16 protein-coding genes are annotated in these 13944 nt (G+C 70.1%); 13 read left to right on the top strand and 3 right to left on the bottom strand.

Annotated elements, in window-relative coordinates; all coding sequences use genetic code 11:
• Window positions 1-100: 100 nt before the first annotated feature.
• Entirely contained in the window at window positions 101-439 is a 339-nt protein-coding gene (locus AC1HIL_RS35305) for a RidA family protein (RefSeq protein WP_479669649.1), read from the bottom strand.
• Between the two features lie 190 nt (window positions 440-629).
• Between AC1HIL_RS35305 and AC1HIL_RS35300 the strand changes: the two genes are divergently transcribed.
• Complete coding sequence (locus AC1HIL_RS35300; protein ID WP_479668939.1) at window positions 630-905, top strand: type II toxin-antitoxin system TacA family antitoxin; 276 nt, start codon at window positions 630-632, stop codon at window positions 903-905.
• Window positions 902-1396: a GNAT family N-acetyltransferase gene (locus AC1HIL_RS35295; RefSeq protein ID WP_479668940.1), complete on the top strand. Its 495-nt coding sequence runs from the start codon at window positions 902-904 to the stop codon at window positions 1394-1396. The genes AC1HIL_RS35300 and AC1HIL_RS35295 overlap by 4 nt, the downstream gene beginning before the upstream one ends.
• 28 nt (window positions 1397-1424) lie before the next feature.
• On the opposite strand, the gene AC1HIL_RS35290 is transcribed toward AC1HIL_RS35295, so the two are convergent.
• Window positions 1425-2546, bottom strand: a complete 1122-nt coding sequence (locus AC1HIL_RS35290; protein ID WP_479668941.1) for a branched-chain amino acid ABC transporter substrate-binding protein — start codon at window positions 2544-2546, stop codon at window positions 1425-1427.
• Between the two features lie 200 nt (window positions 2547-2746).
• Here AC1HIL_RS35290 and AC1HIL_RS35285 point away from each other — a divergent pair, with 200 nt between their 5' ends.
• From AC1HIL_RS35285 to AC1HIL_RS35275, 3 genes are all read left to right on the top strand, one after another.
• Window positions 2747-3334, top strand: coding sequence for a TetR/AcrR family transcriptional regulator (locus tag AC1HIL_RS35285; protein WP_057589865.1), 588 nt, complete (start codon window positions 2747-2749; stop codon window positions 3332-3334).
• A 109-nt stretch (window positions 3335-3443) separates the two neighbouring features.
• A complete protein-coding gene (locus AC1HIL_RS35280; protein ID WP_479668942.1) occupies window positions 3444-4430 on the top strand; it encodes an AraC family transcriptional regulator in 987 nt (328 codons plus the stop codon).
• A 19-nt stretch (window positions 4431-4449) separates the two neighbouring features.
• Complete coding sequence (locus AC1HIL_RS35275; protein ID WP_479668943.1) at window positions 4450-5484, top strand: SDR family oxidoreductase; 1035 nt, start codon at window positions 4450-4452, stop codon at window positions 5482-5484.
• 13 nt (window positions 5485-5497) lie between these two features.
• On the opposite strand, the gene AC1HIL_RS35270 is transcribed toward AC1HIL_RS35275, so the two are convergent.
• Entirely contained in the window at window positions 5498-5896 is a 399-nt protein-coding gene (locus tag AC1HIL_RS35270) for a helix-turn-helix domain-containing protein (protein WP_261216256.1), read from the bottom strand.
• Window positions 5897-5979: 83 nt separating this feature from the next.
• On the opposite strand from AC1HIL_RS35270, the gene AC1HIL_RS35265 reads away from it, so the two are divergent.
• From AC1HIL_RS35265 to AC1HIL_RS35230, 8 genes are all read left to right on the top strand, one after another.
• Window positions 5980-6726, top strand: a complete 747-nt coding sequence (locus tag AC1HIL_RS35265; protein WP_479668944.1) for an alpha/beta fold hydrolase — start codon at window positions 5980-5982, stop codon at window positions 6724-6726.
• 111 nt (window positions 6727-6837) lie between these two features.
• Complete coding sequence (locus tag AC1HIL_RS35260) at window positions 6838-7314, top strand: MaoC/PaaZ C-terminal domain-containing protein (RefSeq protein ID WP_479668945.1); 477 nt, start codon at window positions 6838-6840, stop codon at window positions 7312-7314.
• Entirely contained in the window at window positions 7311-8093 is a 783-nt protein-coding gene (locus tag AC1HIL_RS35255; protein ID WP_479668946.1) for an enoyl-CoA hydratase/isomerase family protein, read from the top strand. Before AC1HIL_RS35260 ends, AC1HIL_RS35255 begins: the two co-directional genes overlap by 4 nt.
• Before the next feature lie 9 nt (window positions 8094-8102).
• The gene (locus tag AC1HIL_RS35250; RefSeq protein WP_479668947.1) at window positions 8103-8480 is read left to right on the top strand and encodes a Zn-ribbon domain-containing OB-fold protein; all 378 of its coding nucleotides are present in this window, start codon (window positions 8103-8105) and stop codon (window positions 8478-8480) included.
• On the top strand, window positions 8477-9634 hold the full coding sequence (locus tag AC1HIL_RS35245; protein ID WP_479668948.1) for an acetyl-CoA acetyltransferase: 1158 nt from the start codon (window positions 8477-8479) through the stop codon (window positions 9632-9634). The genes AC1HIL_RS35250 and AC1HIL_RS35245 overlap by 4 nt, the downstream gene beginning before the upstream one ends.
• Before the next feature lie 7 nt (window positions 9635-9641).
• Window positions 9642-11294: a phenylacetic acid degradation protein PaaN gene (gene paaN, locus AC1HIL_RS35240; protein WP_479668949.1), complete on the top strand. Its 1653-nt coding sequence runs from the start codon at window positions 9642-9644 to the stop codon at window positions 11292-11294.
• Between the two features lie 36 nt (window positions 11295-11330).
• Entirely contained in the window at window positions 11331-12692 is a 1362-nt protein-coding gene (locus AC1HIL_RS35235; RefSeq protein ID WP_479668950.1) for a phenylacetate--CoA ligase family protein, read from the top strand.
• Window positions 12689-13909: a CaiB/BaiF CoA transferase family protein gene (locus tag AC1HIL_RS35230; protein ID WP_479668951.1), complete on the top strand. Its 1221-nt coding sequence runs from the start codon at window positions 12689-12691 to the stop codon at window positions 13907-13909. Before AC1HIL_RS35235 ends, AC1HIL_RS35230 begins: the two co-directional genes overlap by 4 nt.
• Window positions 13910-13944 lie beyond the last annotated feature (35 nt).

Genomic DNA, 13944 nt, shown 5'->3' with positions numbered 1-13944 from the left:
CCCGGAATGGAAGTGCGCATTTTCTTGATGATGCGCACTTCTACAAATATCCGGATACCCCAACAGTGGGATCGCTGCCTTGGCGTTGAAGGCAAATGAGCTACTTCGCCGCGATGCACTCCACCTCGATCCGCGCATTGAAAGCCAGCGCGGTCGCACCGAAGGCGCTGCGCGCCGGATACCTGCCTTCGGCGAAGTAGGTCTTGTAGACCTCGTTGAAGGCTCCCCACTCGCTCATGTCGGCCAGCATGGCGGTGCACTTCACCAGGTCGGCCATCGTGTGCCCATGCGCCTCGAGCGTGGTCTTGATGTTCTCCATCACCTGCTTCGACTCGGGGCCGATGCCGCCCGGCGGCAGCTTGAGGCTGCCGGGGAGGTTGCCGATCTGGCCCGACAGGTAGAGCGTACGGCCGACCTGCACGGCCTCGGAGAAGGGCAGGGTGGTGCGGCGGCGCTCGACATATCGCGCTTCTCGATCTACAACTACCTTGACGAGATCCGCAAGCGCGAGGGGTTCACGAAGTAGGAGCCTGCCCAAGGGCTCGCAGGGGGCCGACCTCTTTGTGTTGACAACAGCTACACGCATGGCTATGATCTGTATATCAATCGTGTAGACAAGGAGGCCTACCGTGCGCGACGCAGCCATCAATCTCAGGGCCTTGCCCGAGCAGCGTGACCTGATCGACCACGCGGCCGAGCTGCTGGGGAAGAACCGGTCCGACTTCATGCTCGAAGCCGCTTGCGATCGTGCGCAGGCGGTGATCCTCGATCAGGTGTTCTTCAATCTGGATGCCACGCGCTTCCAGGCATTCAACGCGATGCTGGATGCGCCCTTGGCGCCCAACCCAGGCCTCGAACGGCTCATGGCCGTGAAGGCTCCGTGGAAGAAGGCCGCCAAGGCATGAGCCTGACGCTGGGTGCGCCGGAGCCGCTGGAACTTGCCCACCTCCTGAGCGAGTTCGCTTGCGGGGAGGCCAGCCTCGACGACTGGCTTCGCAAGCGGGCGCTGGCCAATCAGGCCACGGGTGCCAGCCGCACTTTCGTGGTGTGCGATACGGCCAGGCAGGTCCATGGCTACTACGCGATGGCTGCTGGCGCCGTGTCGCATCAGGACGCCACGAGCGGTGTCCGTCGAAACATGCCGGACCCGATTCCCGTGCTGGTCCTGGCCAGGTTGGCGGTCGACTTGCGTGCCCAGGGCATTCAGCTCGGCGCAGCCCTGTTGCAGGACGCGGTGCTGCGGGCCATTGCGGTTTCGCAGAACACCGGCGTGCGCGCCTTGCTCGTCCACGCGCTGCACGAGCGCGCGAAGCAGTTCTATGCGCACCACGGGTTCATCGAGTCGCCACTGCATCCGATGACCTTGATGCTGCGTTTGAGCACCGTCAAGGCCTGAGCCTTTGCTGTGAAGTCAGTGGGGCGCACTACGGCGCCACCACCAGCTTCCCCTCACGCACCTGATAGATCGTCACCGTTCCGCGCAGGTTGTCCCCGCGCGCATCGAAGGCGATCGGGCCGATCAGCCCGGTGAGCGTCACGCCCGCGAGCTTCGGTCCGTACACCGCGGGATCGGTGGAACCGGCCTTCTTCATGGCTTCCACCAGCACCATCACCGCGTCGTAGGCATAGGGTGCGAACACGATCACGTCGGTGCCGAAGCGCGCCTTGTAGCGCTGGTTGAAGGCCGCGAAGGCGGCCATGGCCTCGCGTGGCGCGCCGGCCTGCGAGCAGTAGGCGCCCTCGTTGGCGCCGGCCGCGAGCTTGCTCCATTCGCCGGTGCACACGCCGTCGCCCGCGATGAAGGTCGCGTTCACGCCGAGCTGCTTCATCTGCCGGTTGACCAGCGCGGCCTGCGCGTCGGCGCCCGCGTAGACGATCACGTCGGGCTTGAGGCCGCGCAGGGTGGTGAGGATGGCCGAGAAGTCGGTCGCGCGGTCGGTGCCGAACTCGCGCTTGAGCACCTTCACTTGCGCCTTGCCGAGATCGGCCACCACCTGGTCGGCCAAGCCCTGGCCGTAGGCGGTGCGGTCGTCGATCACGGCGGCGGTCTTCGCCTTCAGCGTGCGCGCGACGTAGCCCGCGATGCCGTCGGCCTGCTGTACGTCGGTGGCCATGAGCCGCGCGGCGAATTTGTAGCCGGCGCGCGTGTACTGCGGGTTGGTCGCGGCCGGCGCCACCTGCGGGATGCCGGCGTCGTTGTAGACACGGGCCGCGGGAATGGTGGTGCCCGAGTTGAGATGACCGACGACGCCGTTGACCTGCAGGTCGGCCAGCTTCTGCGCCACGGTGGTGGCGCTGGCGGGATCGGCCCGGTCGTCCTCGACCACCGCCTCGAAGCGCAGTCGGCGGCCGCCGATCGCGAGGCCCTGCGCATTGAGGTCCTCGATGGCGAGCCGCGCGCCGTTCTCCATGTCCTTGCCGAGATGGGCGATGGCGCCGGTCAGCGGGGCGGCGATGCCGATGCGCACGGGCGCGTCCTGTGCCTGCGCGGTGGTGGCGATGGCGACGACGAGGGCGGCGAGGGCGTGGCGTAGCGAGGGATTCATGCGCGGCTCCGTGGGGCGGGTGGATCGGAAAGATCGGAAAGGGGCCCCGCCACGAGGTCGCGAGGCCTCGGTTAGAGTAGGCCGTCCGGACGGAATAAATTTCGCTGTTTCGCCCGGGTGCGTACAGGGCGGGCGGACGAAACATGCGCGCGGCGCGGGTGTTTCGAACGAACCATTTTTCTTTTGCGGGCGATGCCGACATGGCCAGAACCAAATCCGAGAACTTCGACGACATCCGGGCCACGATCCTCGACGTGGCCGCGTCCCTCTTCGCCAAGAACGGCTTTCGCAACACCAACATCATCGACATCGGCGCGGCCTGCAACGCGTCGAAGTCGCGCATGTATCACTACTTCCCCTCGAAGGAAGCGATGCTCGCGGAGATGCTCGCCGAGCACGTGAGCGCGCTGGTGGCGATCGCCTCGGACCTGGTGTCAGCGCCGATCGATCCGCGCGCGCGGCTGCGCAACTACTTCCTCGCGCACCTCAAGTACTACTACGAGCAGCGCGACCGCCACACCGTGCTGATCGAGGACGTCTACCACCTGCCCGAGGAGGTGCGCGCGCAGGTGAATGCCAACGAGCAGAAGCTGGTCGGCTTCCTGTGCGCGCTGCTGCGCGAGATCAACGCGCAGAAGTTCAAGGACCGCCAGGCCGCGACCACGCACGCGATGCTGATGTACGGCATGCTGAACTGGACCTACACCTGGTACCAGCCCACCGGGCGCCTGAGCCTCGAGACGCTGGCCGACCAGGCGAGCGACATGTGCCTGCACGGGATCGTGTAGGGCGCGCCGTAGTTCTCCGCGTGTCTTGATCGAGGGGCCGCATCGCCCGCGGCCCCTTTTTGGCGCGATCGGATTTGCGGGGCTTGCCCCGCCCTCCTATTCTTTGCGCATGACCCGCCACGACACCTTCTCGGTGTCCCCCCTCGTCCTCGCAAAGTCCGGCCTCCCCATCGAGCGGCTGTGCGAGCGTGCCGGCGTGAAGCCGTCGAACGCGTGGAGCACGAGCGAGTTCTTTCGCATCTGGGCCGCGGCGGACGAGGCGTTCGACGACCCGTCCGCGGGACTTCGCTTCGGTGCCGAGGGAATCGCCCGCGGCTACGGCGTCGCGTCGATCGTGGCGCTGCACGCGCCCGACTTTCGCCGCGCGCTGGCGGCCCTCTCGCGCTACAAGCGCCTGACCTGCCCCGAGCTCGTCGAAGTCGAGACCGTGGGCGAGCAGGCGACGGTGCGCTATCGCTGGCTCCTGGCCACGAGCGAGGTGCCGCGCCTGCTCGTCGACATGACCATGGCCTCGTTGCGGGAGCTGGCGCGGCATGGCAGCGCCGGGCGGATCGCGCCCATTCGACTCGAACTGGCGCGTCGGCCCCAGCATCAAGCGCTGCTGCGCCGCCACTTCGGATGCCCCATCGTCTTCGGGGCGACGCACGACGCGATGGTGTTCGACCGCGCGGCGCTCGACGTGCCGTTCGTCACGGCCGACGGCGGAGCCTTTGCGCGCGTGCTGGAAGGCCTCGAGCAGAGGGCGTCCCGCGGCGAAGGCCTGTCCCCGCTCGTGGCCGAGGCGCGCGTGGCCATCGCACGCCAGCTGAGCGAAGGCCGCTCACCGAGCATCGCGGCGGTGGCGGGCCGGCTCCACCTCAGCAGCCGCACGCTCCAGCGCCGCCTCGACGAATGCGAGACGAGCTTCCAGCAGCAGCTCGCCGCGGTGAGGCACACGACGGCGACGCGATTGCTCGCCAACACCGCGCTCGATCCGGTGGCCATCGCCATGCTGCTCGGCTTCGTCGAGCCCAATTCGTTCGCCCGTGCGTTTCGCAGCTGGGAGCGGACCACCCCTTCTCGCTGGCGTGAACGCCAGACCGCCGACCAGGAATGAACAACGAAAGCACGTTCCCATGACCTCTTCGCATGTCCTCGTCACAGGTGGCTCCGGCTTCATCGCCGGTCACTGCATCCTCCAGCTCCTCGAGCAGGATCATCGCGTGCGGACCACCGTCCGATCGCTCGACAAGGAGGTCGAGGCGCGGGCCGTGCTCGCCGATGCGGGCATGGTGCACGGCGACAGGCTGAGCTTCGTCGCCGCCGACCTCCTGCGCGACGAAGGCTGGGCGCAGGCCATGACCGATGTGGACATCGTGTTGCATGTCGCATCCCCGGTGCAGCCCGGGCATGTGGCGAACGAGGACGACCTGATCGTCCCCGCGCGCGAAGGCACGCTGCGCGTGCTGCGGGCAGCGCGCGACGCGGGCGTGAAGCGCGTCGTCCTCACCTCCGCGTTCCATGCCGTGAGCTGGGGACATCCCCACGACGGCCACACTTTCACCGAGAACGATTGGACCGTGCTCGACGGCCCCGGCGTCGATGCCTACGGCAGAAGCAAGACCCTCGCCGAGCGCGCGGCATGGTCCTTCATCGCCGCCGAGGGCGGTGGGCTGGAACTGGCCACCATGCTTCCCGTCGCGGTGATGGGCCCGGTGCTGGGCAGGAACATTTCCGGGGCCAACCATCTGGTCCAGCGCATGCTCGATGGGGGCATGCCGGGTTTCCCGAACCTGTTCATCCCGGTCGTCGACGTGCGCGACGTGGCGTGCGCGCACATCCTGGCGATGGACCGTCCAGGGGCCGCGGGCGAACGCTTCCTGCTCTCGAATGGCCAGGCGCTGGCGATGCGGGAGATCGGAGCCGTCGTCAAGGCCGCACTCGGCGAATCGGCCAGGCGCGTTCCGACCCGCACGATCCCGGACTTCGTGTTGCGCGTGGTCGCGCTCTTCAATGCCGGGCTTCGCCCCTTCATTCCCGATCTCGGCTACGCCAAGAAGACCTCCAACGAGAAGGCCAGGCAGGTGCTCGGCTGGACCCCACGCGACGCCCGCGAAGCCATCGCCGCGGCGGCGAAGAGCATGCTGGCCAGGGGATTGCTCAAGGCCTGAGCCCGCGGCCCGCTCAGGGCGAACGCGTGCCGATCTTCGGCGGCTCGGGCGGCACCCCGGGTGCGCCGGCCTGCAGCCAGGCGATCTTCGCGTCGACGAAGCGCAGCATCGCGGCCAACTCTTTCTGCTGCTGGCGCAGCCTGTCGCGCCGCGCGACCATGGCCTGCAGCATGCGGCCGCGGCCGCCGGCTCGGCGCTCGTTCATCAGCAACTGGATCTCGGCGAGCGACATGCCCATGGCCTGGCCCGCGCGGATCGCGGCCACCAGCCGCAGGTCGCGTGGCGAGAACTCGAGATAGGGCCGCGTGCCGCCGGCCAGGCCCGTCTTCGGCTGCAGCAGGCCGCTGCGCACATAGAAGCGGACGGTGGCGACGCTGAGGCCGGCCTGCTGCGAGAACTCTGCGATCCACATGAAGCGGCTCCGGTGACTTGACTATGAAATCGACTTCATAGTTATAACAAGCCCATCGACGCGCCACCAACCGAGGACTCGCCATGATGAACACCGTACCGCTGCTGCTGCTTCCCGGCCTCATGAACGACGCGCGCGTCTGGGATCCTTTGCGGCGGGCGCTGCCCGCCGGGCGCGATGTCGTCGTGTCGCCGACCGATGGGGCCGACACCATCGAGGCCCTGGCCGCCACGGCGCTGGCCGCGATGCCCGACGGACGCTTCGCGGTGGCGGGTTTCTCGCTGGGCGGCTACGTCGCGCTCGAGGTGTGCCGGCAGGCCGGCTCCAGGATCGCGGGACTCGCCTTGCTCGACACCGGTGCGCGCGCCGATTCCGAAGAGGCCACGCAGAACCGGCGGCGGATGGTGGCGGCGCTGAGCTCGGGCGGCGCGAGCTTCGCCCAGGTGGTCGAGAGCTTCACGCCTCGCGTGATCCATCCGTCGCATGCGCAGGACCGCACGCTGCTCGAGCTGCTCGCCGACATGGCGAGGCAGGTCGGCGGCGAGGGCTTCACGCGGCAGCAGAAGGCCGCGATGCAGCGCCGCGACGCGCGCGAGCTGCTACCTGCGTTGACGGCGCCGGCCCTGGTGCTGTGCGGCCGCGAGGACCTGATCACGCCCCCCGCCCTGAGCGAGGAGATGGCGGGCCTGCTGCCCGGCGATGCCGAGCTCGTCGTGGTGCCGCAGTGCGGCCACATGTCGACGCTGGAACAGCCCGCGGCCGTCGCCGAAGCCTTCTTGCGATGGCTCGCGCGCGTCGACGCCGTTGCCTCGCCGGCGCGCGGCGGCTGACGACCACGCCCCTTTCGATCGCGCCTTTTCCCGCGGCTTCGGGTAAGCCCTAGCTGCCGCCAGGTCTTCGTCTTCATTTATATTCCGTCCGGAAGGTTAAATAAAGACGCGATGACCGACATCACCAGCACCTGCGGATTTCTCGAGCAGCACTTCGACCGGATCGAGGAGGGCGCGCGCTTCCGCTCGCGCGGCCGCACCCTCACGGAAGCCGACATCGTTCAGTGGTGCGCGCTGACCGGCGACTGGTACGTGCTGCACACCGACGCGCACCATGCGGCGCGCACGCGCTTCGGCCAGCGCATCGCGCCGGGGCTGATGCTGCTGGCCTATGCGGCCGGCCTCGGCATCCCGCCCGCGGCGCCGGCGATCGTCGCGAACTACGGCAGCGACGCGCTGCGCTTCACCGCGCCGGCCTTCATCGGCGACACCATCCATCTGGAGGCCGCCGTGCTCGAGAAGACCGTGAAGCGCCCCGGCACCGATGGCGTGGTGCGGCTGCAGTGGAACGTCCACAACCAGAACGGGCTGCTGCTGATGGCCAGCGAGCTGCGCATCCTGATGGCCTTCGAGGGAGCTTCGCAATGAGCGGCGCCATCTCCACCGACGCGGTGCGCCTGACGCTGGAGTCCTCGCTCGCGGTCATCGCGATCGACCGGCCCGCCGCGAAGAACAGCCTGCGTCTCGACGAGATGACGGCGATCGCCGATGCGCTCGGCGAGGCCGTGTCGGCCGGTGCGCGCGCGGTGCTGGTGCGCGGTACGCGCCATGCCTTCTGCGCCGGCCGCGATCTCAAGGACACGCACCCCGGCACCGACGACACGCTCGCGATCCTGCGCGGGCGGATCAACCCGGTGCTGGCCGCCGTGCGCGACTGCCCGGTGCCGACCATCGCCGCGGTGCAGGGCCCCGCGCTGGGCTTCGGCTTCGGGCTGGCGCTGGCCTGCGACATCGCGCTGGTCGCCGACGACGCGCTGCTCGGCAGCCCGTTCCGCAACATCGGCGCGGTGCTCGATTCGGGCGGCCACCATCACCTGCGCGAACGCGTCGGGCCGCACCGCGCGGCCGAGTTGATCTTCCTGGGCCGCCTGTTCTCGGGGCGCGAAGCCGCGGCCATGGGGCTCGTGAACCGCAGCGTGGCGGCCGAGGCGCTCGACGAGATAGCGCTGCGGATGGCGCGCGAGATCGCGAGCGGCCCGACCGCCGCCTTCGCCGCGTCGAAGCGCATCCTGTCGCGCCCGCGTTCCTTCGAGGAAACGCTCGAGCTCGAGGCGATTGCGCAGGCCGAGGCGCTGGCCGGGCCCGACGGCATCGAGGGCATCGGCGCCTTCCAGCAGAAGCGCAAGCCGCATTTCATCGGACGTTAGGCGATGGACATGACCCAAGCTCCCGATGCTGCACGTTCGCCGCGCGCCCGGTTCCTCGCCGCGTTGGCCGAAGGCCGGCTGGTCTATCAGTTCGACCATGGCGCGGGCCGCGCGGTGTTTCCGCCCCAGGCCGTGGGTCCGGGTGGACGACCGGGCGAACTCGAATGGCGCACCAGCCGCGGCGAGGGCACGGTCCACGCCTGCACCGAGGTGCAGCGGCGCGATGGCGCCTTCAACATCGCGTTGGTCGATCTCGACGAAGGCTTTCGCATGATGGCCACGGTGGTCGATGCGGCGCCCGGCGCGCTGCGCATCGGCCTGCGCGTGGCCGCGCGCATCGAGCCCTGGAACGACGCGCACCGCGTGGTGTTCGGAGCGCTCGCATGACGGCGACGAATCTGCGCGGCGCGGCCGCGATCGCCGGCATCGGCAGCACCGGCTTCGCGACGATGCCGGCCCTGTCCTCGCCGCTCGATGCGATGGCGCTGGCCTCGGTGCGCGCGCTCGACGATGCGGGCCTCTCGCTGGCCGATGTCGACGGCGTGTTCGCGGCCGGGCTGCAGCTGTTCATGCCGACGCTGAGCCTGTGCGAATACCTGGGCCTGCGCCCGCGCTACACCGATTCGACCCAGGTCGGCGGCGGCGCCTTCCTCGCGCACCTCAACCATGCGCGCGCGGCGATCGCGGCCGGCCTGTGCTCGGTGGCGCTGATCGCCTACGGCAGCACGCAGAAATCGGCGGGCGGGCAGTTCGCGACCCATTCCGAGCCCAACCCCTACGAAGTGCCCTACGGCTACCCGGGTCCGCTCGCGGCCTATGCGATGGTCGCGCAGCGCCATATGCACGAGTTCGGCACCACGCGCGAACAGCTCGCGCAGGTGGCGGTGAGCGCGCGCGACTGGGCGCGGCTCGACACTGAGGCGCCCGACCCCGGGCCGCTGAGCATTGAGGACGTGATCGCGGCGCGGCCGGTGGCGCATCCCTTCACCGTGCGCGACTGCTGCCTCGTGACCGACGGCGGCGGTGCGCTGGTCGTGGTCTCGGCCGAGCGCGCCGCGCAACTGCGGCGCAAGCCGGTCTACCTGCTCGGCGTGGGCGAGGCCGCCACGCACCGCAGCATCGCGCAGATGCCGGACCTGGTGCGCACCGCGGCCAGCGTGTCGTCGGCCACCGCCTATGCGCAGGCCGGCGTGGGCCCGAAGGACATCGACGTGGTGCAGTTCTACGACGCCTTCACGATCATGCCGATCGTCTTCGCGGAGGACACGGGCTTCTGCGCCAAGGGCGAGGGCGGCGCCTTCCTCGATGGCGGCCGCGCCTCGCCGGGCGGCGACTTCCCGATGAACACCAGCGGCGGCGGCCTCTCGCTCGGCCACCCCGGCATGTTCGGCATCTACACCGCGATCGAGTCGGTGGTGCAGCTGCGCGGCGACGCCGGCGCGCGCCAGGTGGCCGGCGCCGAACTCGCGCTGGCCCATGCGCCGGGCGGCTACATGTCGAGCCAATGCACCGCGATCTTCGGCACCGCCGCCACGCTCTGAACCCACCATGACCCTCCAAGACCTGCAACTGAAACACGCCGGCCGCCTGGCCGATGCGATCGCCGCCGTGGCCCGCCGCGGCTACCACAGCGCCTATCCCGAGGATCCGACGCATCCCATCCACGCCGACGGCTCGCGCGAAGCCGGCGAGGCCACCGTGCGCGCGGCCTGGACGCGGCGCGACGGCGCGATCCGCGGCGAGGAACGCAGCGCCTTCGGCGTGCCCTTCGACACCGCCTATGACGACGAGCCGGTCGATGCCGTGCTCGCGCGCGCCGAGGCCGCGGCACCGGCCTGGGCCGCGCTGGACCCGGCCGAGCGCGCCGCGGTGGCGCTCGAGATCCTCGATGCGCTGCAGCAGCGCGCCTTCGAGATGGCCTTCGCCTGCATGCATGCCTGCGGCCAGCCGTTCGCGATGGCCTTCCAGGCCGGCACCGCGCATGCGCTGGACCGCGCGCTCGAGGCCGTGGCCATCGCCGTGCGCGAGATGGGCGCCTACCCGGCGCGCGTGCTCTGGGAGAAGCCCGACGCGCGCCGGCCGCTGCGCGTGGAGAAGACTTTCGAGATCCTGCCGCGCGGCATCGCGGCCGTGATCGGCTGCGCCACCTTCCCGACCTGGAACTCCTACCCGGGCCTGTTCGCGAGCTTGGTCACGGGCAACCCGGTGATCGTGAAGCCGCATCCCACGGCCGTGCTGCCGCTCGCGCTGTGCGTCGACACGGCGCGCACGGTGCTCGCGGGCCTGGGCCTCGACGCCGACGTGGTGCAACTGCTGGTCGACACGCGCGCCGCGCCCAAGACCAAGGCGCTCGCGCTCGATGCGCGCGTGAAGCTGATCGACTTCACGGGCGGCCCCGAGTTCGGCGACTGGCTCGAAAGCCACGCGCGCCAGGCCCATGTCTTCACCGAGAAGGCGGGCGTCAACGCGGTGCTGATCGAGAGCACCGATGACTACGCCGGGCTGGTGCGCAACCTCGCGCTCACGCTGAGCCTCTACAGCGCCCAGATGTGCACCACGCCGCAGAGCATCTACCTGCCGCGCGCGGGCATCCGGCTGCAGGACGGCACGGCGAAGACGGTCGAGGATTTCAAGGCCGACCTCGCCGCGGCGGTGGCCAAGCTGGTCGCCGATCCGGTGCGCGCCATCGAATTGCTGGGCGCGATCCAGAGCGATGCCACCGAGGCGCGCGCCGTCGAAGCGGCATCGCTCGGCGAACCGGTGTTCGCCTCGCGTCGGCTCGCGCATCCCGATCTGCCCGATGCGGTGCTGCGCACGCCGGCCCTCTACGCCGTGTCACCCGAAGCCATCGACACCATCGCGCGCGAGCACTTCGGCCCGATCGGCCTGCTGATCGTGACAGAGGACGCCGACGCGGCGCTGCGGCACGCGCACGAAGTCACGCGCTCGCGCGGTGCGATCACCTGGTCGGTGTACTCACGCGACGAGGCCTTCGTGCGCCGCGCGAAGAACGCAGCCGCCGATGCCGGCGTGCACCTCACGCTCGACATGACCGGCCCGGTGCTGGTGAACCAGTCGGCCGCCTTCAGCGACCTGCACGTGAGCGGCCACAACGCCGCCGGCAACGCCGCGCTGTGCGACACCGCCTTCGTGCTGCCGCGCTTTCGCGTGCTGCAGACGCGCCGCTACCTCGCCGCCTGAAGCGCGGACTGCAGCCAAGAACAAAGGAGACGCCCCATGACCGAATCCCGCAATGCGCAGGCCGCGGCCGATGCCGCCGACGATTTCCTGTCGCTCGACGAACTGCAGGCGCGCCAGGACGCCAAGCTCGCCGCGCTCGGCCGCCGGCTCGCGCACTCGCCGCAGTGGCAGGCGCATTTCGCGGCGGCCGGCGCCTCGCCGCTCGACCTGAAGGACCGTGCCGCGCTGCAGGCGCTGCCGCTGCTCGAGAAGAGCCATCTGCGCGCGCTCTACCCGTACCCGCTGCTCACGGTGCCGCTCGAACAGGTGGTGCGCTTCTGCGCGACTTCGGGCACCACGGGCCTGCCGGTGCTGTTCGGCTTCACCCGGAAGGATTGGGAAGACACGCTGGTGCGCCAGCTCGCGCGCATCTACCGCACCGTGGGCGTGCGCGCGGGGGACCGCGTCTACCAGGGCTATGGCTATGGCCTGTGGATCGGCGGCAGCTCGATGGACGAGGCGCTCAAGGCCTATGGCGCGGTCAATTTCCCCGTCGGCCCGGGCCGCGGCGAGCTGATGGTGCAGTGGCTGCGCGACCATCGCCACACGGTCACGACCATGTCGCCGCTGTGGCTGATGACGCTGATCCAGCAGGCGCGCAAGGCCGGCATCGACCCGCGCCGCGACTGGGCGCTGCGCGTGGGGCTGTTCGGCGGCCAGTCGGTGTCGGCCACCTTCCGCAGCGAGATGGAGGCGCTGATGCCCGAGGGCTTCCTGGCGCACAACATCTACGGCACCACCGAGGCCGGCGGACCGGTGCTCGGCGTCTCCTGCCCGCATTCGCACGGCGACGACGAGATGCACCTGGTCAACGACGACAGCGTGCTCAGCGAGATCCTCGACCCGCAGACCCTGCGCCCGGTGGCGCCGGGCGAGGTCGGTGAGGTCGTCTTCACCACGCTCGACAAGGAGGCCTCGCCGGTGCTGCGCTGGCGCACGCGCGACCTGGTGCGCCGCTCGGCCCAGCCCTACCGCTGCGCCTGCGGCCGCCATGCCTATGCGCGCATCGGCCGCATCATCGGCCGCTCGGACGACATGCTCAAGGTGCGCGGCGTGCTGGTCTATCCCTCGCAGATCGAGGACGTGATCGCAGGTGTCGAAGGCCTGGCCAAGGATGCCTGGCAGATCTACATCGACAGCGAGCGCAGCGTGCTCGACCACATGGAGGTGGCCGTGGAGCGCGTGCCCGGCACGGCCTGCACGGGCGACGACCTGGCGCGCGAGGTGCGCGCGCGGCTCAAGGCCCGGCTGGGCCTCACGTGCGAGGTGCGCTGCCACGACGAGGGCGCGCTGCCGCGCTACGAGGCCAAGGCCACGCGCGTGCTGCGGCGCAGCGCCGTGGAGGCCAGCCCGGCATGACGCACACGACGCAAACCACGCCGGGCGCGCTGGCCGGCCTGCGCGTGATCGACCTCTCGCGCGTGCTCGGCGGTCCCTTCTGCACCCAGATGCTGGCCGACCATGGCGCGCAGGTGATCAAGATCGAGCCGCCGCAGGGCGACGAGACGCGCGACTGGGGCCCGCCCTTTCTCGACGGCGCGGCCTCGTACTTCCTCGGCGTCAACCGCAACAAGCAGGGCGTCGCGCTCGACCTCTCGCTGCCCGAGGGTCGCGCGCTGCTGCTGCGCCTGCTGGCGGACGCCGACGTGCTGGTCGAGAACTTCAAGCCCGGCACGCTCGAGCGCTGGGGCATCGGCTACGAGGACTTCCTGCGCGAACGCTTCCCGCGCCTGGTGCATTGCCGCGTCAGCGGCTTCGGCGCCGACGGACCGCTGGGCGGCCTGCCGGGCTACGACGCGGTCGCGCAGGCCATGACCGGGCTGATGTCGGTCAACGGCGAACGCGGCGGCGCGCCGCTGCGCATGGGCATCCCGGTGATCGACATCGCGACCGGGCTGCACGCGGTCATCGGCATCCTGATGGCGCTGCGCGAGCGCGAGCTGTCGGGCCGGGGCCAGTCGGTCGAGGCCACGCTGTTCGACACCGGCGTCTCGCTGATGCATCCGCACCTGCCCAACCACTTCCTGTCGGGCCGTGTCGCGGGGCGCAGCGGCAACGCGCATCCCAACATCTGTCCCTACGATGCCTTCGCCACGCGCAGTTGCGGCGTGTTCATCGCCGTGGGCAACGACGGCCAGTTCCGCCGCCTGGTCGCGCTGCTGGGCCGCGCCGAACTCGCCGACGATCCGCGCTTCGCGCACAACAGCGAGCGGCTCGCGAACGCGGCGGCGCTCAAGGCCGAGATCGAGGCGCTGCTGGCCACGCGCGACGGCGAGGCCATCGCGCAGGAACTGATGCGCGCGGGCGTGCCCTGCGGCCCGGTGCTCGACGTCGGCGGCGTGCGCGCGCATCCGCATGCGCTGCACCGGGAGCGCTTCGTCGAGGCCGGCGGCCAGATGGGCGTGGCCTCGGCCGTGTCGCTGTCGCGCACGCCGGCCAGCTACCGCACCGCTGCGCCGGCCTTCGGCGCGCACAGCCTCGAGGTGCTGCGCGCCGCCGGCCTCGGCGAGGCCGAACTCGCCGAAGCCACCCGCGCGGGCGCGATTCCGCACGCGCGCTCTTCCTTGGCCAATTGATATGCCGTCTGGAAGGTGAATCAATTGTCCGCCAC

The organism is Variovorax sp. ISS6, assembly GCF_056523145.1.
The sequence above is the reverse complement of the archived record's forward strand: the minus strand, read 5'-3'. Positions and strand labels throughout refer to the sequence as shown.